General features: G+C 56.2%; 21 protein-coding genes. 10 read left to right on the plus strand and 11 right to left on the minus strand.

What is annotated here, in order from left to right:
* Positions 1 to 83: 83 nt before the first annotated feature.
* The 5 genes from VPX56_RS13740 to cmoB are packed head-to-tail and all read left to right on the plus strand — an operon-like array spanning position 84 to position 3,665.
* Positions 84 to 650 (plus strand): hydrolase, encoded by a 567-nt coding sequence (locus VPX56_RS13740; protein ID WP_326467002.1) that lies wholly within the window; start codon positions 84 to 86, stop codon positions 648 to 650.
* Entirely contained in the window at positions 647 to 1,465 is an 819-nt protein-coding gene (locus VPX56_RS13745) for a DUF72 domain-containing protein (RefSeq protein WP_263610131.1), read from the plus strand. The genes VPX56_RS13740 and VPX56_RS13745 overlap by 4 nt, the downstream gene beginning before the upstream one ends.
* A 52-nt stretch (positions 1,466 to 1,517) precedes the next feature.
* A complete protein-coding gene (locus VPX56_RS13750) occupies positions 1,518 to 1,913 on the plus strand; it encodes an MAPEG family protein (protein ID WP_131632263.1) in 396 nt (131 codons plus the stop codon).
* A gap of 40 nt (positions 1,914 to 1,953) precedes the next feature.
* A complete protein-coding gene (gene cmoA / locus VPX56_RS13755; RefSeq protein ID WP_326467005.1) occupies positions 1,954 to 2,697 on the plus strand; it encodes a carboxy-S-adenosyl-L-methionine synthase CmoA in 744 nt (247 codons plus the stop codon).
* The gene (gene cmoB, locus VPX56_RS13760; protein WP_326467007.1) at positions 2,694 to 3,665 is read left to right on the plus strand and encodes a tRNA 5-methoxyuridine(34)/uridine 5-oxyacetic acid(34) synthase CmoB; all 972 of its coding nucleotides are present in this window, start codon (positions 2,694 to 2,696) and stop codon (positions 3,663 to 3,665) included. The genes cmoA and cmoB overlap by 4 nt, the downstream gene beginning before the upstream one ends.
* Positions 3,666 to 3,857: 192 nt before the next feature.
* On the opposite strand, the gene cutC is transcribed toward cmoB, so the two are convergent.
* Together cutC and VPX56_RS13770 are read right to left on the minus strand one after the other, a co-directional pair.
* A complete protein-coding gene (cutC, locus tag VPX56_RS13765; RefSeq protein ID WP_326467009.1) occupies positions 3,858 to 4,601 on the minus strand; it encodes a copper homeostasis protein CutC in 744 nt (247 codons plus the stop codon).
* Between the two features lie 76 nt (positions 4,602 to 4,677).
* On the minus strand, positions 4,678 to 5,238 hold the full coding sequence (locus VPX56_RS13770; protein ID WP_326467011.1) for a VOC family protein: 561 nt from the start codon (positions 5,236 to 5,238) through the stop codon (positions 4,678 to 4,680).
* 239 nt (positions 5,239 to 5,477) lie between these two features.
* On the opposite strand from VPX56_RS13770, the gene argS reads away from it, so the two are divergent.
* Positions 5,478 to 7,211: an arginine--tRNA ligase gene (gene argS, locus VPX56_RS13775; RefSeq protein WP_263610135.1), complete on the plus strand. Its 1,734-nt coding sequence runs from the start codon at positions 5,478 to 5,480 to the stop codon at positions 7,209 to 7,211.
* Between the two features lie 46 nt (positions 7,212 to 7,257).
* On the opposite strand, the gene VPX56_RS13780 is transcribed toward argS, so the two are convergent.
* The 7 genes from VPX56_RS13780 to flhB all read right to left on the minus strand — a co-directional run bounded on the left by VPX56_RS13780 (position 7,258) and on the right by flhB (position 14,868).
* Positions 7,258 to 7,695: a DUF3421 domain-containing protein gene (locus tag VPX56_RS13780; RefSeq protein WP_263610136.1), complete on the minus strand. Its 438-nt coding sequence runs from the start codon at positions 7,693 to 7,695 to the stop codon at positions 7,258 to 7,260.
* 49 nt (positions 7,696 to 7,744) lie between these two features.
* Positions 7,745 to 8,032, minus strand: coding sequence for a hypothetical protein (locus VPX56_RS13785; RefSeq protein WP_131632256.1), 288 nt, complete (start codon positions 8,030 to 8,032; stop codon positions 7,745 to 7,747).
* A 235-nt stretch (positions 8,033 to 8,267) separates the two neighbouring features.
* Positions 8,268 to 9,407 carry a beta-galactosidase BglB gene (gene bglB, locus VPX56_RS13790; RefSeq protein WP_326467015.1) on the minus strand — a complete coding sequence of 380 codons (1,140 nt, stop codon included), beginning with the start codon at positions 9,405 to 9,407 and terminating at the stop codon, positions 8,268 to 8,270.
* A gap of 4 nt (positions 9,408 to 9,411) precedes the next feature.
* The gene (locus tag VPX56_RS13795; RefSeq protein ID WP_263610139.1) at positions 9,412 to 10,995 is read right to left on the minus strand and encodes an MFS transporter; all 1,584 of its coding nucleotides are present in this window, start codon (positions 10,993 to 10,995) and stop codon (positions 9,412 to 9,414) included.
* 261 nt (positions 10,996 to 11,256) lie between these two features.
* A complete protein-coding gene (gene flhE, locus VPX56_RS13800; RefSeq protein ID WP_326467017.1) occupies positions 11,257 to 11,649 on the minus strand; it encodes a flagellar protein FlhE in 393 nt (130 codons plus the stop codon).
* Entirely contained in the window at positions 11,649 to 13,727 is a 2,079-nt protein-coding gene (gene flhA, locus VPX56_RS13805) for a flagellar biosynthesis protein FlhA (protein ID WP_326467019.1), read from the minus strand. The genes flhE and flhA overlap by 1 nt, the downstream gene beginning before the upstream one ends.
* Complete coding sequence (gene flhB / locus VPX56_RS13810) at positions 13,720 to 14,868, minus strand: flagellar biosynthesis protein FlhB (protein WP_131632251.1); 1,149 nt, start codon at positions 14,866 to 14,868, stop codon at positions 13,720 to 13,722. The genes flhA and flhB overlap by 8 nt, the downstream gene beginning before the upstream one ends.
* A gap of 508 nt (positions 14,869 to 15,376) precedes the next feature.
* Between flhB and VPX56_RS13815 the strand changes: the two genes are divergently transcribed.
* The 4 genes from VPX56_RS13815 (at position 15,377) to VPX56_RS13830 (ending at position 20,501) form a co-directional block, all read left to right on the plus strand.
* Positions 15,377 to 15,952, plus strand: coding sequence for a fimbrial protein (locus tag VPX56_RS13815; RefSeq protein ID WP_131632250.1), 576 nt, complete (start codon positions 15,377 to 15,379; stop codon positions 15,950 to 15,952).
* Between the two features lie 136 nt (positions 15,953 to 16,088).
* Complete coding sequence (locus VPX56_RS13820) at positions 16,089 to 16,781, plus strand: fimbrial biogenesis chaperone (protein WP_131632249.1); 693 nt, start codon at positions 16,089 to 16,091, stop codon at positions 16,779 to 16,781.
* A gap of 92 nt (positions 16,782 to 16,873) precedes the next feature.
* Positions 16,874 to 19,330: a fimbria/pilus outer membrane usher protein gene (locus VPX56_RS13825; RefSeq protein WP_326467024.1), complete on the plus strand. Its 2,457-nt coding sequence runs from the start codon at positions 16,874 to 16,876 to the stop codon at positions 19,328 to 19,330.
* A gap of 4 nt (positions 19,331 to 19,334) precedes the next feature.
* Positions 19,335 to 20,501, plus strand: a complete 1,167-nt coding sequence (locus VPX56_RS13830) for a fimbrial protein (RefSeq protein WP_326467026.1) — start codon at positions 19,335 to 19,337, stop codon at positions 20,499 to 20,501.
* A 48-nt stretch (positions 20,502 to 20,549) separates the two neighbouring features.
* On the opposite strand, the gene cheZ is transcribed toward VPX56_RS13830, so the two are convergent.
* Positions 20,550 to 21,194 (minus strand): protein phosphatase CheZ, encoded by a 645-nt coding sequence (gene cheZ / locus VPX56_RS13835; RefSeq protein WP_131632246.1) that lies wholly within the window; start codon positions 21,192 to 21,194, stop codon positions 20,550 to 20,552.
* 10 nt (positions 21,195 to 21,204) lie between these two features.
* On the minus strand, positions 21,205 to 21,594 hold the full coding sequence (gene cheY / locus VPX56_RS13840) for a chemotaxis response regulator CheY (protein WP_131632245.1): 390 nt from the start codon (positions 21,592 to 21,594) through the stop codon (positions 21,205 to 21,207).
* Between the last annotated feature and the right edge of the window lie 16 nt (positions 21,595 to 21,610).

Here is a 21,610-nt window from a genome sequence, read left to right on the forward strand (position 1 = left end):
AAAAATTAACAAAATTATCCGACCGATAACAGGCCATAACGTCGTAAGGTGTAGCCGAAGCGATTCATTTAACTGGAGTTACTATGTTTACACTCGATGCCACCAAAACCGCACTTGTGGTCATTGACCTACAGGAAGGTATCCTGCCTTTTGCCGGTGGCCCACACGCCGCTGATGATGTGGTCAGCCGCGCCGCCCGTCTGGCGGAAAAATGCCGCACCAGCGGTGCGCCTGTTATCATGGTGCGCGTCGGCTGGTCCGCTGATTTTGCCGAAGCGTTAAAACAGCCGGTCGATGCTCAGGCCGGGGCGCATGCCCTGCCGGAAAACTGGTGGACGTACCCGGTATCGCTCGGCAAACGCGACAGCGATATCGAAGTGACCAAACGCCAGTGGGGCGCATTTTACGGCACCGATCTGGAGCTGCAGCTGCGCCGTCGCGGCATCGACACCATTATCCTCTGCGGGATCTCCACCAACATCGGCGTGGAATCCACTGCCCGCAACGCCTGGGAGCTGGGCTTTAACCTGGTGATTGCCGAAGACGCCTGCAGCGCAGCCTCTGCGGATCAGCATCAGGGCAGCATGAGCCATATCTTCCCGCGCATTGGCCGCGTGCGCAGCACCGACGAGATTTTAAGCGCCCTATGATGTACGTGGGCCTGCCCCAGTGGTCGCACCCGAAATGGGTGCGCCTTGGCATCACCAGCCTTGAAGAGTATGCCCGACACTTTAACTGCGTCGAGGGTAATACCACGCTGTATGCCCTTCCCCGGGCAGAAATCGTCGAGCGCTGGCGGGAGCAAACCCGCGACGACTTTCGTTTCTGCTTTAAGTTTCCGGCGACCATCTCCCACAACGCCGCGCTGCGCAACTGTAATGATTTAACCGAAGAATTTTTCACGCGGATGTCCCCGCTGGCGAACCGCATCGGTCAATACTGGCTACAGCTTCCCGCGACCTTTGGCCCGCGCGACTTGCCCGCGCTGTGGCAGTTTCTGGATGCCCTGCCCCGGGAATTTACCTACGGCGTTGAAGTCCGGCATCAGGACTTCTTTGCCAAAGGCGAGGCCGAGATAGCGCTCAACCGCGGCCTGCTCGAACGTTCCGTTAACCGCGTCATCCTCGACAGCCGTCCAGTGCACGGCGCCATTCCGCACAGTGAAGCCATCGTGGAGGCGCAGCGCAAAAAGCCAAAAGTACCCGTACACGCCATCGTGACGGCGAAAAACCCCATGGTCAGGTTTATCGGCAGCGACAATATGCAGCAGAATCAGGATATGTTCGCCGTCTGGCTGCAAACGTTGCCGAAATGGGAGAAAACCACCACGCCGTATCTCTTTTTACACACCCCAGACATCGCACACGCGCCTGAACTGGTCGATGCTCTTTGGCATGCCTTGCAGGCTGCGGTCCCGTCGGTGGGCAGCGCCCCATCCATCCCACAACAATCTTCTCTTTTCTGATTTCACCCCCTATCATAGAGAGGTGCCATCTGCCAAATAACAGGGAGTTTGTATGGTCAGCGCGCTGTATGCGGTGTTAGGTGCATTACTGCTGATTAAGTTTTCATTCGACGTTGTGCGCCTGAGAATGCAGTACCGCGTCTCCTACGGTGACGGTGGTTTTTCCGAACTGCAGAGCGCCATTCGCATTCACGGTAATGCGGTTGAGTACATCCCTGTTGCGCTGATCCTGCTGCTGTTTATGGAAATGAACGGCGCGGAAACCTGGATGGTGCACGTTTGCGGCCTGCTGCTGATTGCCGGTCGGTTAATGCATTATTACGGCTTTCACCACCGCTTATTCCGCTGGCGTCGTTCCGGCATGAGCGCAACCTGGTGTTCGCTTTTGCTGATGGTGCTGGCTAACCTGTGGTATATGCCGTGGGAGTTGGTTTTCTCCTTCCGTTAGCGCACAATACGCCCCTTTATTTTTCCCGGATTTTTACGTTATGTCAGATCGCGACACGCTTTTTTCTGCGCCTATCGCCAGCCTGGGCGACTGGACCTTTGATGAACGGGTAGCCGAAGTCTTCCCGGATATGATCCAGCGCTCTGTTCCCGGTTATTCCAACATTATCTCGATGATCGGCATGCTGGCTGAGCGCTTCGTTCAGCCCGGCACGCAGGTCTATGACCTGGGCTGCTCGCTCGGCGCGGCAACGCTGTCGATCCGTCGTAACGTACGTCAGGATAACTGTAAAATCATTGCCGTCGATAACTCACCGGCCATGGTTGAACGCTGCCGCCGCCACATTGACGCCTATAAAGCACCGACCCCTGTCGAAGTGGTGGAAGGCGATATTCGTGATATCGAGATCGGCAACGCGTCGATGGTGGTACTGAATTTTACCCTGCAGTTCCTGGTGCCTGAAGACCGCCAGCTGCTGCTGGACAAAATTTATAAGGGACTGAACCCCGGCGGCGCGCTGGTGCTCTCTGAAAAGTTCAGCTTTGAAGACGCTGACGTGGGCGAACTGCTGTTCAACATGCACCACGACTTTAAGCGCGCCAACGGCTACAGCGAGCTGGAGATCAGCCAGAAGCGCAGCATGCTGGAAAACGTGATGCTGACGGACTCCGTTGAAACCCACAAGGCGCGCCTGCGCAAAGCGGGATTTGAGCACAGCGAGCTGTGGTTCCAGTGCTTTAACTTTGGCTCTCTGGTGGCGCTGAAAGCTGAGGATGCAGCATGATTGAGTTCGGCAACTTCTATCAGCTGATTGCAAAAAATCACCTCTCCCACTGGCTGGAAACCCTGCCTGCGCAAATCGCCACCTGGCAGCGCGGTCAGCAGCATGGGCTGCTCAAGCAGTGGTCCAACGCGGTGGAGTTTCTGCCGGCACTGACGCCTCACCGTCTTGATCTGCTGCACAGCGTGACGGCGGAAAGCGAAGCGCCGCTCTCCGCCGGGCAGACGAACCGCATCGAAACGCTGATGCGTAACCTCATGCCGTGGCGCAAAGGGCCCTTTTCGCTGTACGGCGTGAATATCAATACCGAGTGGCGTTCAGACTGGAAGTGGGATCGCGTTTTGCCGCATCTCTCTGACCTGACCGGGCGTACCATTCTGGACGTGGGCTGCGGCAGCGGCTACCACATGTGGCGCATGATTGGCGCGGGTGCGCATCTGGCGGTGGGTATCGACCCGATGCAGCTGTTCCTGTGCCAGTTTGAAGCGGTGCGTAAGCTGCTCGGCAACGACCAGCGCGCGCACCTGCTGCCGCTGGGTATAGAGCAGCTCCCTGCCCTGAAAGCGTTTGATACCGTGTTCTCGATGGGAGTGCTGTACCACCGCCGTTCCCCGCTGGAGCATCTGTGGCAGCTGAAAGACCAGCTGGTCAGCGGCGGGGAGCTGGTGCTGGAAACGCTGGTGATTGAAGGTGATGAGCATGCCGTTCTGGTGCCGGGCGATCGCTACGCGCAGATGCGCAACGTCTATTTCATTCCTTCCGCGCTGGCGCTGAAAAACTGGCTGGAGAAGTGCGGCTTTGTTGACGTGCGGATTGCGGATGTCAGCGTGACCTCCATCGAAGAGCAGCGCCGCACCGACTGGATGATCACCGAATCGCTGGAGCAGTTCCTCGACCCGGCCGACCACGGCAAAACCATCGAAGGCTACCCGGCCCCGATGCGTGCAGTGTTGATTGCAACCAAGCCGTAGTTTTCCCCTCACCCCTGCCCTCTCCCCATAGGGGCGAGGGAGATAAAGACCGCACCGTGCAGTCCCCTCTCCCCAATGGGGAGAGGGTTAGGGTGAGGGGGATAAAAAAAGGCCCCTGTTGAAATTGCAGGGGCCTGGTACAAGCAAGCATCATATTGGGCGACATGATGCGCGGTAAAAATCGGTACGTTGCTACACGTGATAACGATCAATCATCGATTTCATTACCGCAACCGACTCTCCATCTACACCGTAGCGTGAGTACTCATCCGCTTCAGCATCCGTCGACATAGACAACCCTGTATTGCGATAACGCATGGGTGACGGTATCCACTTACCCGCCGAGCTGTGAAGCTCCTTAACCCCCGCGTCTAAAAACAGTTCCAGATTTCTGGCGCGCACTCCTGCGCCTGCCATTATTATTGGAACACCGGAATGCGCTTTTAGTTCCGTAATTAATTTCAATCCTTTTTCCGCAGACGACCGTTGGCCGGATGTCAGAATGCGCGCCACGCCCAGTTCTCCAAGCGTATCAAAAGCTTGAAGCGGATCTTTACACATATCAAAGGCGCGATGGAAAGTGACGGCCATTCCTTTTGCGGCGGCCATAACCTGATGCATACGCGGCACGTCGATGTTGCCATCTTCGTCCAGCAGGCCGGTCACCAGCCCCGGGAATCCCAGATCGCGAATAAGCGCGATATCTTCAAGCATGGCACTGAATTCACCCGCCGTGTAACAAAAATCACCGCCGCGCGGGCGAACGATCGGATGCACCGGAACAGTGACGGCCTGGCGCGCTGATTTCAGCACGCCATACGAAGGCGTTAAGCCCCCCTCTTTCGGCGCCGCGCAAAGCTCAATGCGGTCAGCCCCCTGATTTTGCGCGGTTACGGCACACTCCACGCTGTAACAACAAATTTCCAGCAGCGCCATTTAATCCTCCTGAAATTCCACTAAACACATCATCATTGCACGCCCTTCCGGACCGGTCTTAGCGTACCGTCACAACCTACGCTTCGCTGGCGACAATCTGTTCAATTGTCCACGGATGAAATTTCACCGTGACCTGTCCGTCCGTTACGGCGAGCGTCGGATTAGGCAAACGCTCGCGCTCGCCCTTTGGTGAACTGGTTTTCACAAAAATCCCCGGCTTGCTCAAGCCGTCGTCAGATAACAGCGCCAGCGCGCGGGCGTTGAGGGTGTCCGGCTCGCCCGGCAGGACGATTTCGATATGCTCCCAGCCTTCATGCGGGTAGCGTTTTTCGCCGGGCCACGGCAGCTCAACCACGGTGAACTGCCAGTGCGCGACGCACACCGGTACATGCAGTTTGAACAGGCAGATTGGTCGACCGTTAATGATATTCTCAGAAAGCAGTTCACCGCACTGCTCGAAACCGCGACGCCAGCGCTCGGCCGTCGCGTTTTGGTGGCAACGCAAGGAGATGTGATCGGCATCAAGCGGCGCGATATCCAGACCAAGACGGGTGGCAAGTTCTGTGAACGCCTGGTTGAAGCGCGGTAAATCTGCGGAAATATCATGCAGTTCGTCAATGGAGTGCCAGTTCGCCATAAGTCAGTCTCTTATCGTGTCGCAAAGCCGCTAATTTACTCTGTTCCCCTCTTTCGACCAACCGCTGAATCCTGGATTTTATTACTGCATGATTATGCACGCCTTCTTAGCCTGGATTCTGAGCAATCTTCAGCCCCCGCGGTGCTGACGCAAGAGGGCATTTGCAGTATACTCCCGCCCTAAATTCTTTAACTGCTGCGGGGCGTTGTTCACCCGCAGCAAAAACGTAAGGTATCCAGGTGAATATTCAGGCTCTTCTCTCAGAAAAAGTCAGTCAGGCACTGATTGCCGCAGGTGCGCCTGCGGATTGCGAACCTCAGGTTCGTCAGTCAGCAAAAGTACAGTTTGGCGACTATCAGGCTAACGGCGTGATGGCAGTGGCTAAAAAACTGGGCATGCCGCCGCGACAGCTCGCTGAGCAGGTACTGACGCATCTGGATCTCACCGGCATCGCCAGCAAAACCGAAATTGCCGGCCCGGGCTTTATCAACATCTTCCTGGAGCCTGCGTTCCTGGCAAGCCACGTTGACGCGGCGCTGAAATCCGACCGTCTAGGTGTTTCCCAGCCAGAGCCGCAGACTATTGTGATCGACTACTCCGCCCCGAACGTGGCGAAAGAGATGCACGTTGGTCACCTGCGCTCCACCATTATCGGTGACGCCTCCGTGCGTACCAATGAATTCCTCGGCCACAAGGTGATCCGCGCGAACCACGTGGGCGACTGGGGTACGCAGTTCGGCATGCTTATCGCGTACCTTGAAAAGCAGCAGCAGGAAAACGCGGGCGAGATGGCGCTGGCGGACCTGGAAGGCTTCTACCGCGAAGCGAAAAAGCACTACGACGAAGACGAAGCCTTCGCCGAGCGCGCGCGCAGCTACGTGGTGAAACTGCAGGGCGGGGATCAATACTTCCTGGAGATGTGGCGCAAGCTGGTCGACATCACCATGTCCCAGAACCAGCTGACCTATAACCGTCTGAACGTCACCCTGACCCGCGACGACGTGATGGGTGAAAGCCTCTACAACCCAATGCTGCCCGGCATTGTGGCGGACCTGAAGGCCAAAGGGCTGGCGGTAGAGAGCGAAGGCGCAACGGTCGTGTTCCTTGATGAGTACAAAAACAAGGAAGGCGAACCGATGGGCGTCATCATCCAGAAGAAGGATGGCGGCTATCTCTATACCACCACCGATATCGCCTGCGCAAAATACCGCTATGAAACCCTGCACGCCGACCGCGTGCTGTACTACATCGACTCCCGCCAGCACCAGCACCTGATGCAGGCGTGGACCATAGTGCGCAAAGCCGGCTACGTGCCGGATTCCGTACCGCTGGAACACCACATGTTCGGCATGATGCTGGGTAAAGACGGTAAGCCGTTCAAAACCCGCGCGGGCGGCACCGTGAAGCTTTCCGATCTGCTGGACGAAGCGCTGGAACGCGCCCGCCGTCTGGTGGCCGAGAAGAACCCGGACATGCCCGCTGACGAGCTGGAAAAACTGGCTAACGCCGTCGGTATCGGCGCGGTGAAATATGCGGATCTCTCCAAAAACCGTACCACCGACTATATCTTTGACTGGGACAACATGCTGGCGTTTGAAGGCAACACGGCGCCGTACATGCAGTATGCCTACACCCGCGTACTCTCGGTATTCCGTAAAGCGAATATCGACGAAAGCGTGCTGGCGAACGCCACGGTGAGCATTACCGAAGATCGCGAAGCGCAGCTGGCGGCGCGACTGCTGCAGTTTGAAGAGACGCTGACCGTTGTCGCACGCGACGGTACGCCGCACGTGATGTGTGCTTACCTGTACGACCTGGCGGGTCTGTTCTCCGGCTTCTACGAGCACTGCCCTATCCTGTCGGCAGAAAGCGAAGCGGTGCGCAACAGCCGCCTGAAGCTGGCGCAGCTCACGGCGAAGACCCTGAAGCTGGGTCTGGATACCCTGGGTATCGAAACCGTAGAACGCATGTAATAAAAACGTCCGCCTCAACGGGGCGGACGTTTCTTCTGGCTGGCAATTACTCGGCTACAAGCACTTCGTAATCATCCACATCCCACTCTTTGCCCTGATAGCTAATGCTGCCACCCTTACGCAGATGCGTACCCGCTTTTCCCAGGAAAAGACCGTTCGGGAAATTCGCTCGTGCGACATAAAGCAGTTTACCATCCGCTTCACGGCCAGCCTGAACGGCGCCGAGCGGAATTTCATGACCTTTTACGCGAACCCATTTAACCGGCCCTACGTACACTTCAAATTCACGGCAAACATGTTCCGCTCCTCCCCAGGGAATATGCATACCGAAACCGTAGACTAATTTACCCGGATGAATACCGCCGTTAAATTTGGCTCGAGCTATATACAGAGGGATGGTTTTATTCGTCCCTGGCGCATTATTCTCGTAACCAGCTACGGGTGAGTCCATTGCGATGCAAATATCAGTAGATAATTTCCACATAATACTATTCCTTGTTTAATTGCATTTCATATGCGGGGTAGAACGCCTGTTAAATATCAGCAATTGAGTGCAGCGAAACCACGTGCTCAAGATTCTGGTAAATAACAACCTTCACTAGCGTTGTCTGTGAGGCTGGATGGATAGGACGGCGTGATGCAATATAGCTATGAAGTACGCCCGCAACCACCTGTGAACCAACGTATATCAACGGGATGAACTCAACGCCAAGAATATCAGCAAAGGCACGCTGAAAAATATCGATTTGCTCATCAGACATCTTTTCTGCATTCATATTAACAGCGGGCTTAATGAAAATACCACCAGTAATATTACCCATAATACTTCTCCTTGTATTTGACATCAGATATTTCTTTTAATGCGAAGTAAAAATACGGCAGAAAGGCATTCGATATTGTGGCTTTAGTCACACTTCCCAATATATTAGCTAATCAATTTCAATGTATATTAATCATAAATAAGACAAATAAATTAATTGATTCGGTGAATACAATTGAAAATAAAAAAGCCCCTTGTAAAAGAGGCTTTTGAACATATGCCCTAACAGAGGAGTATTAGAAATACTTCCGTAAATATTCCGTTAAACAGAGAATCGCCATCGCCTGCCCATACGGCATCGACGTCAGCGGGATCTGGCGATAAAACTCCAGATCGCTTCCCATCCCCGTACCGAACGAGGTTTGCAACAGCTCGCCTTCCGGGGAGATATTCTTCACGATACCGCGAATCGCTTTTTCGGCGACCTCAGCGTATTCCGCCCCAACATAGCGCTTGCGCACGGCTTTCAGAATGCCGTAGGCAAACCCGGCGGTGGCGGACGCTTCAAGATACGAATTCGGATCGTCGAGCAGCGTGTGCCACAAACCGCTCTCGTCCTGGCATTTCGCCAGCGCGGCAATCTGCGCGTTCAATACCTGCACCAGATAGCGGCGCACCGCGTTGTTTTCCGGCAGGTCCACCAGCTCGAGGAAGTCCGGGATCACGATAGTCAGCCAGCTGTTGCCGCGCGCCCAGCGGGCGTTGGCAAAGTTATGGTTACCGTCGTAATTCCAGCCGTGGAACCATAGCCCGGTCTCCCGGTCCATCAGGTTCTGCACGTGCAGCAGGAACTGATACACCGCCTCTTCTACATACTCCGGTTTATTGAGCAGCTTGCCGATTTTCGCCAGCGGCAGCACCGTCATCATCAGCGTGTCGTCCCACATCTGCTGGTGATTCTCTTCCGCCAGGGTAATGTGCTGCATACCGCCGTGACTTGTGCGCGGCATCTCGGTCATCGCCCATTCCGCCCAGCTTTCCAGCCACGGCAGCCACGCCGGGTTTTTCGTCTCTTCGTAGCGGTAGGCCAGGGTCAGGAACGGCGACATGGTATTGACGTTTTTTGTGGTTGCGCCTTCCGCAAAACGGTCGGCAAACCAGCCGTCAATAATGTCGCGCATCGCCACGTCGCCGGTCTGGCAGTAGTACTGCCAGATACCGTACAGGCCCACGCCGTGCGTCCATTCCCAACCGGCCCAGCCTTTGGTATCGATTACGCGTCCGTCGTCCAGCCGCAGCAAAAATTGCCCCGTTTTGTCGTGAATATTGACCAGGTTATGCGTCACTTTTTGAATCAGCGACTTCAGCTCATCCCTGGCGATGAAACGCTCAGGCTGACGCAGTAACGGGCTATGTTTGACAGGCCAAACTTTCATAATCTTAACCTCTGTTGTATGTCGAATTCAGTACCGCGCGATCCTTCAGGGAAGGTGCCGCCGGCTTGTTGCGATTCAGATAACCAATGTTGTTATTGCCCCACAGGGAATCAAAAGGCATACCGGCCAGCATCTCAACGGTGGCACGGGCCTGCGGCGTCGCCGTCTCGGGCATTGCATGACCAGACTCACGCATTTTGGCGGTCTCTTCGCGCAGGGTGCTGTGGGTTTGCAAATTGAGCTTAAAGCGCAGGGAGACCAGGAAGCCGCAGAACAGCACCAGGATCGTGCCCACGCTCAGGATCATCAGGATGGTGTGGCTTACTTCCGCAGGCTGCACTTTCTGACCGCTCACAAAGCCGGAAAGCTGCATGACGATCCCCACCAGCATCACCGCGCCGGCCTGAGACGCCTTACGGGTCAGGGTCATGATGCCCGCGAAGATCCCCTCGCGGCGCTGGCCGGTGATCACTTCATCCACGTCAGCAATGTAGGTGTAGGTATTCCACGGCACGTAGTTGATACCCCCGCGACCAAGACCGGCAACAGCAGAAACCAGCAGCAGCAGGGCGTAGACGTCGCTCAGGCCCGCGTAATAGAGCACGGCGTAAGAGATTGACGCCAGGCCAAACAGCACCACCACCATGCGGTAAGACGGCGCAGGCCCGAAGCGAATGCACAGCGGGATCATGGCGATAACGGCCAGGAACTGGAAGATAGCCATCGTGCCCAGCAGGTTGGAGGCCATTGACGCCTCCTGCATCAGCACGAACACCACGTAGTAGGTGAAGACCGCGTTAAAGACGTCCTGGGCGATGTAGCCCCCGAGATACATGCCCAGATGCTGACGGAAAATCTTAATGCGCAGCGTCGAGCTTAACTCCACGAACAGGCGGTTTAGGCTCTGCCCCAGCGTCAGCTTCTTCTTCTCTTCTTCCGCACGCAGCGCCGCTTCGGACCACTCTTCGCGCGGGCGCTCCCAGGTGAAGAACCAGACGAAGGTCAGCATCAGCGCGCACAGCACGGAGAAGACCAGGCTGGCATAGAAGAAGGAGATGGCGTTGTCTTTCCCGAAGTGGGTCAGCAGGATACCCGGCAGGAAGGAGGCCAGGATCGCCGACATCTGCGCCATGGAGATACGCGCCCCGGAGAACTTGGTTTTCTGCTTGAAGTCATCGGTCATTTCCGGCACCAGCGTTTCGTACGGCACCAGAATCATGGTGTAGACAATATCAAACACCAGATAGGTCAGCAGGTAGTACCAGAAGCTCATGTCCCCTACCCACATCAGCGAGTAGCTGAACACGCAGGGGATACCCAGCAGGATAAAGAACTTACGGCGACCAAAGCGCTTACCAAGCCAGGTCGTTCCAAAGTTATCGGTCAAAAAGCCCATCAGCGGGCTGACGACGGCGTCCAGCACCCTTGCCGCGGCAAAGATGAAGGTGGCTTCAATCGGTGAGAGTCCACAGAAGGTGGTATAAAAATACAAAAGCCAGGCCGCCGTCAGCGCGGTTGTGCCCGCCCCGAGGAAATCGCCCGACCCATAAGCAAGATAATTTGCGAGTCCAATTTTACGTGTTTTCATTGCCGTCAACCCTAATCAGTTTTGGGAGACTCCCTGTAAGCAAACCTCGTCCGGGAGTTTTTACACGGCTACAGTAAAAGTATCGACCTGTTGATACCTTTCTGTTTCTGCCATCCCCGAGGGGTGAATGGCAAAAATGCAAAGAGTGTCGTTACGCGTGTCACTGATTTATAAAACAGCGTTTCTATTGATTCAAAAGGTGAGGTCAATTTTGCGAGCCAGCCATCAGATTCGCCTGATAGCTGGTGAAAAGGCAGGCAGTTAGCGGTAGTTAACGATGACGGAATTGCTTTGAACCTTCAGCGCCGGGATTAAACGACCGCCCCCCGGCACCTCCCAGATAAAGCGCAACGGCTCAACGGCAGGGACGCCGTTCAGCCCCTGGGTTGTGCCACTTTCACCGTCGATTTCGGTGCAGCGCGTCTGGGAACAGAGCCGCACCCGCAGCCCGGCGGGCGTAGGGCCAATCATCTTATAGTTCCAGACCACCAGGGTCATCAGGCCCGAAGCCGGTTCCGACGGCGACAGCGGACGTGAAGACATTGCCACGCCGCGATTGCTAAGAGTGACGCCCATGCTGCTGGCCTGCCATGTCCCCTCGCCTGCGGCCTGCGCCGCCAGCGGGAGGAGTAAAATCCACAGCCACCTGCGCATTATTTGCCTCCAATGGTCGCGGTCATACGAATGTGGCGATTGTCCGACAGCTCCATATTCGACAGCACCACCAGATGGCTCAGGCTGCGGCGCAGGAAGCGCGACAGCAGCGGGCGCAGGGCGTGGTTGACCAGCAATACCGGCGGCGCGCCCAGCATCTCCTGGCGCGCCAGCGCCTCCTGCGTTTGCGCCAGCAGGCGATCCGCAAGCCCTGGCTCAAGGCCGCCGCCGCCCTGCAGCGCCTGCAGCAGCAGGCGTTCAAGCGGCGTATCCAGCCCAATCACCTGCACCTCGCCGGTGCCCGGGAACCACTGTTGCGTAATGGCGCGCCCCAGCGCCACGCGCACTACCGCCGTCAGCTCGTGCGGATCGCTTTGCAGCGGCGCGTGCTCGGCCAGCGTTTCCAGAATGGTGCGCATATCGCGGATCGGGACCTTCTCGTCGAGCAGGTTTTGCAGCACCTTATGCAGCGTGGTCAACGTCAGCACGCCCGGCACCAGATCTTCCGTCAGCTTCGGCATCTCCTGCGTCACGCGGTCAAGCAGCTGCTGCGCTTCCTGACGCCCGAACAGCTCGGCGGAGAACTGGCCAATCAGATGGTTAAGGTGCGTCGCCACCACGGTGCTGGCTTCCACCACGGTATACCCCTGGATCTGCGCCTGCTCTTTCAGGGCGCTCTCAATCCAGATTGCCGCGAGGCCAAAGGCCGGATCGATAGTTTGCTCGCCCGGCAGGGTGCCTGCCGCCGTGCCCGGGTTAATCGCCAGCCAGCGCCCCGGATAGGCATCACCGCTGCCGATTTCCACGCCCTTCATCAGAATGCGGTAGCGCGCGGGCGGGAGATCCATATTGTCGCGGATGTGAACCACCGGCGGGAGGAAGCCCATATCCTGGGCGAATTTTTTACGGATGCTGCGTATACGGCCCAGCAGTTCCCCGTCCTGCTGGAAGTCCACCATCGGGATCAGGCGATAGCCAACCTCCATCCCCAGAGAATCCTCCAGCTGAACGTCGTTCCAGGTGGCCTCAACGGCCTGGGTATTCTCCGGCATTTTGACCGGCACAGGCTCCGCGGCCGGTTTCGTTTCGCGACCGCGCATCCACCAGGCAAGCCCCAGCAGACCGGCGGTAAACAGCAGGAAGACCAGGTTCGGCATCCCCGGCACCATGCCGAGCAGGCCCAGCACGGCCGCCGCCAGCAGCATCACGCGCGGGTTGCTGAACAGCTGCCCCACCATCTGCTCGCCAACGTCCTGATCGGTACTGACGCGGGTAACGATCACGCCCGCCGCGGTGGAGATAACCAGGGCCGGGATCTGCGCGACAAGGCCGTCACCGATGGTCAGCAGCGTATAGCTTTCCGCCGCGTGGCCCATGTCCATTCCGTGCTGCAGCACGCCCACCAGCAGGCCGCCGACCACGTTAATCACCATGATCAGGATGCCCGCGATGGCATCACCACGCACAAACTTGCTCGCACCGTCCATCGAACCGTAGAAGTCGGCTTCCTGAGTCACTTCCGCACGGCGCTTTTTGGCTTCATCTTCCGCAATAAGCCCGGCGTTCAGGTCGGCGTCGATCGCCATCTGCTTGCCCGGCATCCCGTCCAGCACGAAGCGCGCGCCAACTTCCGCGATACGCCCGGCACCTTTGGTGATAACCATAAAGTTGATGATCACGAGGATGACGAACACCACGATGCCGATGGCGAAATTACCGCCCACCAGGAAGTGGCCGAAGGCCTCAACCACTTTACCCGCCGCTGCCCCGCCGGTATGCCCTTCCATCAGGATGATACGGGTAGACGCCACGTTCAGCGCCAGCCGCAGCAGGGTTGTAAACAGCAGAATGGTCGGGAACGCCGCGAACTCCAGGGTACGCTGGGTGAACATCGCCACCAGCAGCACCATGATGGACAAGGCAATGTTGAAAGTGAAAAGCAGATCGAGGATGAACGCCGGGAGCGGCAGTACCATCATCGACAAAATCAGCAGGATCAGAATCGGCCCGGCAAGGATTTGCCATTGGGTCGACTTCATGTTGCTCGGCAGGCGCAACATTGCTACCAGATTAGCCATCAGTGTCCTTCTCGTTCAAAAAATCCAGCGCTTCAGGCACCGGGAGGTTCTCAGGTTTCACAGGCCGTTGACCACCGGCCAGACGCCAGCGCTTCAATTGCCATACCCATGCCAGGACTTCCGCAACGGCGGCGTAAAGCTGGCCAGGTATCTGTTGTCCAATCTCGGCATGGCGGTACAAGGCTCGTGCCAGAGGCGGTGCTTCCAGAATGGGCACGCGGTTTTCGGTCGCAATTTCACGGATGCGCAGCGCAATTAGCCCCGCCCCTTTTGCCACCACTCTTGGCGCGCTCATTTTGTTTTCGTCGTACTGCAGCGCGACGGAATAGTGGGTCGGATTGGTCACGATAACGTCAGCCTTCGGCACATCTTCCATCATCCGTCGACGGGCGGCAGCGCGCTGCATCTGGCGAATACGCCCTTTCACGTGCGGGTCACCTTCCATCTGCTTATATTCATCGCGGATATCCTGACGGGACATGCGCAGCTTTTTGAAGTGGCTATAGAGCTGGAAGATAACGTCAAAGCCCACCATCGGAATAATGCTGAGCACCACCAGCAGCGAGCACAGCCCGATGAGATCCATGGCGTTTCTCATGGCGCTGAGCGGTGATTCACTGATAAGGCGCATCATTTCAGGCCAGTTATGCCAAAGGTAAAAACCTGCCGCGCTGCCCATCAGGGTGGATTTGAGGATCGCTTTAACCAGCTCCGCACCGGTTTGGGCAGAGAACATCTTTGCAATGCCGGGGAACGGATTGAGCTTTGAGAATTTTGGCTGCAGCGACTTCCCGCTGAACACCAGTCCGCCCAGCATAACGGGCGACACGATAGCCACCAGCACCACGCCGACGATCAGCGGCAGCAGGGCAATCATGGCGCCTTTAATCAGCAGGATGATTTGAGCAAGGATCAGATTCGGATCGTTGACCATGCTGTGGTCAAAACGTAGCCCGGCAGAGAGCATTCCCGCCAGCCTGCGGGCGAGCGACTCCCCACCCAGCCAGATAATGCACACGCCCACGATAAGGATCAGCAGGGATGTCAGTTCTCGGGATCGGGGTATCTGCCCGTCCTCACGTGCTTTTTCAAGCCGGTGGGGTGTGGGGGCTTCCGTTTTGTCGTCGTTCTCTTCTGCCACAGTGCATGCTCGCAGCCCATTTAGTCAGGGGTATCATGCCAGCACCGCCTTCCATCAATGGGCTGAAAAAAACCTATAACCGGGCCCTGTTATTCAGATTAAGATCGCACTTTGCACGTTTAGCGAGCACAGTTCGAGCAAATAATAAGCTAACAGACAAAGTCCAGCCTTTCTTTATGTGTTTTATATTACAAAATGAATTAAGCACAGCTTTATTGAACGCGTGTGCTGAAAATATTCTGAGACAAAAATTAACACAATCGGCGATTTTAAGCGCCTGGCTTTGCTGTAATGATATAAATATGTGAATTCAATAAACCATAGTAATTGAACCCCTACCTCTCATCATCCCACAAATAATACAAAATAGAGTAGCCTATATAATATTAATTCTGAGACACCCTTACCTGAAAAAAATTAAACGTTATACTTTTGCGCGGCAGGCTCCCCTTTCACGATTAAGCAGAGGACATGCCAAATAGCGTTTTTACTTTAAGGAAAATTTAAGATGGATTTCAAAAAGAATATTATTGCGGGCGTCGCCCTCGCAACCCTGTCGATGACGGGTTTCGCCGCAGAAATGAATGCCGGCACCATTCACTTTACGGGTGAAATTATAGAACCCAGCTGCACAATTCAGGGCGATAATGGTACGGACAGTACTATACCACTGGGTACCTATCCAAAATCCCTATTTACTGAAGTTGGGAAGGAAACTACCCTCATGCCGTTCACCATTACGCTGGCTAACTGCCCATTAAAAAGCGATGGGCTTCCGGCTGTACAGCTGACCTTCAACGGCCCAACCTCCCTTACTAACACTAATACGTTACTGGATGTCAGTAAAATCACCACAACTGGCGACACTGCAGCCACCGGGATCGGCGTTGCCGTGAGTCCAGCGGGTAAAGATACTCAGTTTATTACCATGGACGGTGCGGAAGGTCAGGTCTATATCGAGCTGGCAACAAAATCCTCCGACACCATTAAGGCGGACTTTAATGCCCGCTATAAATCTTTTGCTGCCGAGGTCACCGCCGGCCCGGCAGACGCGGATATGACGGTAAACATTCTTTACCGCTAATAAACGGCTTTTGACATTCAGGATATATATATTCCCAGGCGTCATGACGTTTAAGGAGTCATGCTCAGATAATAGTCCGAGTCCGCTTCCGGACTATTATCTTTTTTTCTCAACCTCCTTTATTAAAGGTTTCACCATGCGCATTTCTCTTAAGCTCTTATTATGCGTTCCTGTTATTGCGAGCACCCTTTGTCACGCGGAAGGCGTTCAGATAGGTCGCACACGCATAATCTACGATGCCGCGAAAAAGGAAGTTGCCCTGCCCTTACAGAATAACGATCGCGAACGTCCCTGGTTAATACAGTCATGGACGGATACGGGCGATGGTAAAACGCACGGGCCCTTTATCGTCACGCCGCCCCTCTTTCGCCTCGATCCGCAAAAAGAGCAAAGCCTGCGCATAACCTGGAACGGCACGAACTTACCGGACGATAGAGAGTCGCTGTTCTACATGAACGTGCGAACCGTACCCGCCACGGCGACGGATGAAGAGAATAAAAACGTCCTGCGCCTGATCTATAAAACGCGCCTGAAGCTGTTCTGGCGCCCGGCCGGGCTGAGCGGTACGCCATCCGAAACCTGTCAAAGCCTGCGCTTCGTTCGTCACGGCCAGCAGCTCACCGTCATCAACGACGGGGCGTTCTACAGCGTCTTTGATTCACTTGCGCTGGGCGCGCGCAAGGTCGAGAAGGCCGACATGGTTGGCCCTAAATCCAGCGCGGCCATTCCTCTCCCCGACGGCGCTCAGGGTGCGAGCGTTAGCTGGCGATGCATTACCGATTACGGCAACGCTTCCGAAAAACATACTTCCCCCCTGGCGCAGGATTAAGGAACGCAATGATTACAGGACGTAATTATTTGTCATACAGCCGGATCTTCAGACCAAATCCGCTTCTCCGCTGCCTTGGCGGCGTTTTGCTCATGGCAAGCTGCTCGGCGCAGGCCCGTGAGTATCGGTTCTCCCCTTCATCGCTTGAAGGGAATATGCTGTCGCAACAGGATATCGACCTTTCCCTCTTTTCAAAGTCGAATGCTCAGCTGCCCGGCACCTATTCTTCACGGGTGCGGGTAAACGATCGCCGCCTGAAGGACGCGAATATCGCGTACGTCAGCTCCCCGGAAGGCGCGCTGATGCCTCAGCTTACGCCGGATATGCTGCGCGCCTGGGGGATTGCAATCGATCGTTATCCCGCGCTGCAAGCACTGCCCGCTAATCAGGCCTTGCCTGACAATCTCGGGCGCTATATCCCGCTGGCCTCTGCGCAGCTTGATTTCTCAACCATGACGTTAACGTTGAGCATTCCTCAGGCTGCGATAAGCGAAACCGGTCGCGATTACATCGATCCTTCACGCTGGGACGACGGGGTGCCCGTCATGTTCAGTGACTACGCCTTTTCTGGATCAACAAATAAGGACAGCGGAGACAGCAGCACCACGAATCAGTATCTGAATTTACGCACCGGTGCCAATCTGGGCGGCTGGCGCGTGCGTAACTACACGACGTGGAGCAATTCGGACAGCGAAAACCAGTGGGAAACCATTAATACCTTCCTGCAGCATGACGTGGATGTCCTCAAAGCGCAGTTCACCGCCGGGGAGAGCAACACGCGGGGCGAGGTTTTCGATAGCATGCAGTACCGGGGCGTCAATCTTGCGTCGGATGAGGAGATGCTGCCCTACAGCCAGCGTGGATATGCCCCTGTCATACGCGGCATCGCCAGCTCTAACGCGGAGGTCTCGGTGCGTCAGAATGGCTATCTCATCTACCAGCAAAACGTTGCGCCGGGGGCGTTCGAGATCAATGACCTCTACTCCACCACCAACAGCGGCGATCTGGACGTCACGGTAAAGGAGGCCGACGGCACCGAGCACCACTTCACGCAGCCCTACTCCAGCATCGCGGTCATGCTGCGTCCGGAACGAATAAAGTACGAACTGACGGCGGGCCGCTATCGGGCTGACAGCGGAAGCGACCAAAAGGAGCCTGACTTTCTCCAGGGAAGCATGATTTATGGTTTAAACAACCTGCTCACCTGGTTTGGCGGGCTCACGCTCTCGAAAGACTATAACGCAGCCAATACCGGGGTCGGCCTGGCGCTGGGGCCTTTAGGCTCGCTGTCGGCCGACGTTACCGCTGCCGACACCCGGCTCGACGACGGCAGCCAGCACACGGGCCAGTCATGGCGCTTGCTTTATACCGGTAAGCTGGATTCCACCAATACCAACTTCAGCCTGGGCAGCTATCGCTATTCCAGCCGCGGATACTACAGCTTCGCCGACGCCAACCAAAAGCTTGACGGGCACGAAGACGATCTGCTGTTTCGTTACAACAAGCGCAACCGCATACAGGCCAGCATCAGCCAGACCCTGGCAGGGGTAAGCCTTTATCTGAACGGCTATCAGCAGGACTATTGGGGCACCTCAAATAAGGAGCGCAGCCTGTCGGTTGGCATGAATACCGTCGTTGCCGGTACGAGCTATCATCTGGCCTATACCTACAGCAAAACCAACGGCGAAGCGTCCGACAGGATGATCTCCTTTGGCTTCAGTATCCCCCTCGCCCGATGGCTGCCTCGCGCCTGGAGCAGCTATAACATCAGCAACACCAGGGACGGCTATACGCGACAAAACGTAGGCATCAGCGGCACGCTGCTGGATGACGAGCGCCTGAGCTACTCGCTACAGCAGAGCCACGCCAACCACGACGGGGAGGACACCAGCAGCGTATACGGCAGCTACCGTTCGCAATACGCCAACCTGACCGCCGGGTATTACGCCTCCAGTGATAGCGCTCAGCAGCTTAACTACGGCATTAGCGGCGCGCTTGTTGCCCATCCTCAGGGCGTCACGCTGGCGCAACCTTTAGGCAGCCAGTTTGCCATCGTGAGCGCCAACGACGCTTCCGGCGTCCGCTTCCTGAACCAGCGAGGCATACAGACCGACTGGCAGGGTAACGCCGTCATTCCGTCGCTCACCCCGTATCAGGAAAATAACATTCGTATTGATACGTCGAGCCTGCCGGAAAACGTCGACAGCAGCGATACCGCCATCACCGTCATACCCTCGCGCAACGCTGCCGTCATGGCCAGGTTTGATGCTCACACGGGTTACCGCATGTTGATCGCCCTGAAGCGTCCAAACGGCTTGCCCGTCCCGTTTGGGGCTATTGCGACCAGCGATACCCCGGTCATCAGCGGCATTGTAGATGATACCGGCACCGTTTATCTGGCAGGTATCGGCGAGGCCGCACGGCTCAGCGTGAAATGGGGCAACGGCGCGGAGCAGCAGTGCCGCGCCAGCATTACGCAAACGTCAGCCAGCCAAAATGAAAGCCCTAACGGTATTCGCTCGGTTAGCGCGCTTTGTCAGCAGGAATAAACAGATGACAACAAGACTCAATAAACAGCTCTCCAGGGCTTTTCTGGTCACGGTCCTCTCGGTGGCGTTTACCCACCCCGTGTGGGGAACGGCGACGTTACTTCATAACTGTTTTGGTGCACCGCAAACCTACAGCACCTCATTCGACCACGAGTTTTCGTCCAGCGAAAACAGAGCAAATCACGATTATGACGTTCCCGATCATCTGGTCGGCAATGGCCCGGAGATGGTGGCCAACTGTACCTGTCCGGGGAATCTGTATTCGTCCAGCACGATTTATGAAAAAACGCTCGCCGGTAGTCCACTTAGCCCCGGCACAAACGGCTACGGCTTTCTTACCGATAAGATCGATGCGGATATCACCGGCTACGCTGATGCCATCAACTCTCCCGACGGCAATTTTTTAACCCCGATAACCATCAATGAATACCCGACGTCCAGAGGGAGCATGAATAGCGTTACCGAAAATACGCTCGCCAGAACCGAAGGCGAAGCCAGCGTCTGCAGCACAGAGACTCAACCCTCGGGCGGGGCCACGATAAAGCGAAATTTCCGCTGGAACGTCGTGGCAGTCATGCTGCACGTTAAAAAACCGATACTGGGACAGGAGGTGATCCCCCCCACGATCATCGCTCAAAACTACGCCTGCCTCTACTTTGGCACAGGCGCAAGCTGTGACGCAGGACAGGCCGAACACGTTTCAGATATCTGGTTTAGCGGCACGCTATCGGCGCCGCTCAGCTGCACCATCAACGCGGGCAGCACCATTGAGGTTGAGTTCGGCAGCATTGTCAGCAAGCAGTTCGTCAGCAAGGGGCAGCCGCCTAAGGGTTATGCTCTTAAAAACGTCGATATTGCCTACCACTGTGACGATAACGCCGTCGGGAACACTGACCGTATCAGGCTTACGCTCACGGCAGATCAGGGCGTGGCGGACAGCAGTACGCCGTATATTGCGAAGCTGCTGGAAAGAGACGATCTGGGTGTGCGCGTGTACGATGAAAACAGCCAGAACGTCGCGCTGGATGGCACGTACGAATTTCCCGTGGGGATGGACGAAGAGGGAAACGGCGTCGTGAAGATTCAGGCCGCGCCGGTCAGCACGAAAGACGCCACGCCTGAGCCGGGTAGTTTTGAGGGCAACGTGACGATAAAGATGGATCTTCGCTAGCGGAATAACCCTCAGGCTGAACCAGCCGCCTGAGGGTTATCAGAACGATCAGAAGCCGAGGCTGTCCAGCAGGTCGTCGACCTGATCCTGGCTTGCCACGACGCCCGCTTTGGTTGCGTCGAGCTGCGGGCCGTTGAGCAGGCTTTCGTTCTCGCGTTTCGGACGGGCAGCCGGTTCCGGGATGTTCTCCAGCAGCACCATCAGCAGCTGACGTTCAATCTCCTGGATCACATCCATCATGCGCTTGATCACCTGACCGGTCAGGTCCTGGAAATCCTGCGCCATCATGATGTCCAGCAGCTGCGCGTTAGTGAAGCTGGTATGCCCAGGCACATCGCCCAGGTATTGACGGGTGTCAGTAACCAGCTCGCGGGCATCCGCCAGTTCAATCGGGTTCTCAAACCACGCGTCCCAGCGTTTGCTCAGCGCCTTCGCGCCCTTCTCCATCGCGTCCTGATGCGGCTGTGAAGCCTCAACGCTGTTCAGGGCACGTTCAGCCGCCTGCGCGGTCATCTGCACCACGTAGTCCAGACGATCGCGTGCGTCAGGAATCGCCTCCGCCGCTTCCGCGATGGCCTGATCCAGCCCCAGTTCACGCAGGCTGTCACGCAGCATACGCGTCAGGCTACCGATGCGGGCAATAATGTCGCTCGGTGAATGTTCTTCAACGGGTTTCATAGCAGGTTGCAACATATCCATCACCTCACATGCCGAGTTTCTCGAAGATCTTACCGAGCTTCTCTTCCAGGGTTGCAGCGGTGAATGGCTTCACCACATAGCCGCTTGCGCCCGCCTGCGCAGCGGCAATGATGTTCTCTTTTTTCGCTTCTGCGGTCACCATCAGCACCGGCAGTGACGACATACCCGCATCGGCGCGAATGGTTTTCAGCAGTTCCAGACCGTCCATGTTAGGCATGTTCCAGTCGGAGATAACAAAACCAAAGCTGCCCGCCTGCAGTTTGTTCAGCGCATCAACGCCGTCTTCTGCTTCTTCAACGTTGTTGAAGCCCAGCTCTTTCAGCAGGTTGCGCACAATGCGACGCATGGTGGAAAAGTCATCCACAACCAAAAATCTGAGCTCTTTGTCCGCCATAAAACTACACTCCTCT

The organism is Enterobacter wuhouensis, assembly GCF_035835995.1.
In the GTDB taxonomy this organism is placed as follows: Bacteria; Pseudomonadota; Gammaproteobacteria; order Enterobacterales; family Enterobacteriaceae; genus Enterobacter; species Enterobacter wuhouensis.

What these genes read in the sequence shown, in the direction of transcription:
- flhE (WP_326467017.1), bottom strand. Translation starts at nt 11,649, where the DNA reads ATGCGCAGGTGGCTGTGGATTTTACTCCTCCCGCTGGCGGCGCAGGCC.
- cmoB (WP_326467007.1), top strand. Translation starts at nt 2,694, where the DNA reads ATGATTGAGTTCGGCAACTTCTATCAGCTGATTGCAAAAAATCACCTC.
- VPX56_RS13795 (WP_263610139.1), bottom strand. Translation starts at nt 10,995, where the DNA reads ATGAAAACACGTAAAATTGGACTCGCAAATTATCTTGCTTATGGGTCG.
- VPX56_RS13815 (WP_131632250.1), top strand. Translation starts at nt 15,377, where the DNA reads ATGGATTTCAAAAAGAATATTATTGCGGGCGTCGCCCTCGCAACCCTG.
- VPX56_RS13750 (WP_131632263.1), top strand. Translation starts at nt 1,518, where the DNA reads ATGGTCAGCGCGCTGTATGCGGTGTTAGGTGCATTACTGCTGATTAAG.
- VPX56_RS13825 (WP_326467024.1), top strand. Translation starts at nt 16,874, where the DNA reads ATGGCAAGCTGCTCGGCGCAGGCCCGTGAGTATCGGTTCTCCCCTTCA.
- bglB (WP_326467015.1), bottom strand. Translation starts at nt 9,407, where the DNA reads ATGAAAGTTTGGCCTGTCAAACATAGCCCGTTACTGCGTCAGCCTGAG.
- cheZ (WP_131632246.1), bottom strand. Translation starts at nt 21,194, where the DNA reads ATGTTGCAACCTGCTATGAAACCCGTTGAAGAACATTCACCGAGCGAC.
- VPX56_RS13830 (WP_326467026.1), top strand. Translation starts at nt 19,335, where the DNA reads ATGACAACAAGACTCAATAAACAGCTCTCCAGGGCTTTTCTGGTCACG.
- cutC (WP_326467009.1), bottom strand. Translation starts at nt 4,601, where the DNA reads ATGGCGCTGCTGGAAATTTGTTGTTACAGCGTGGAGTGTGCCGTAACC.
- VPX56_RS13780 (WP_263610136.1), bottom strand. Translation starts at nt 7,695, where the DNA reads ATGTGGAAATTATCTACTGATATTTGCATCGCAATGGACTCACCCGTA.
- VPX56_RS13740 (WP_326467002.1), top strand. Translation starts at nt 84, where the DNA reads ATGTTTACACTCGATGCCACCAAAACCGCACTTGTGGTCATTGACCTA.
- VPX56_RS13785 (WP_131632256.1), bottom strand. Translation starts at nt 8,032, where the DNA reads ATGGGTAATATTACTGGTGGTATTTTCATTAAGCCCGCTGTTAATATG.
- VPX56_RS13770 (WP_326467011.1), bottom strand. Translation starts at nt 5,238, where the DNA reads ATGGCGAACTGGCACTCCATTGACGAACTGCATGATATTTCCGCAGAT.
- cmoA (WP_326467005.1), top strand. Translation starts at nt 1,954, where the DNA reads ATGTCAGATCGCGACACGCTTTTTTCTGCGCCTATCGCCAGCCTGGGC.
- cheY (WP_131632245.1), bottom strand. Translation starts at nt 21,594, where the DNA reads ATGGCGGACAAAGAGCTCAGATTTTTGGTTGTGGATGACTTTTCCACC.
- VPX56_RS13745 (WP_263610131.1), top strand. Translation starts at nt 647, where the DNA reads ATGATGTACGTGGGCCTGCCCCAGTGGTCGCACCCGAAATGGGTGCGC.
- flhA (WP_326467019.1), bottom strand. Translation starts at nt 13,727, where the DNA reads ATGGCTAATCTGGTAGCAATGTTGCGCCTGCCGAGCAACATGAAGTCG.
- VPX56_RS13820 (WP_131632249.1), top strand. Translation starts at nt 16,089, where the DNA reads ATGCGCATTTCTCTTAAGCTCTTATTATGCGTTCCTGTTATTGCGAGC.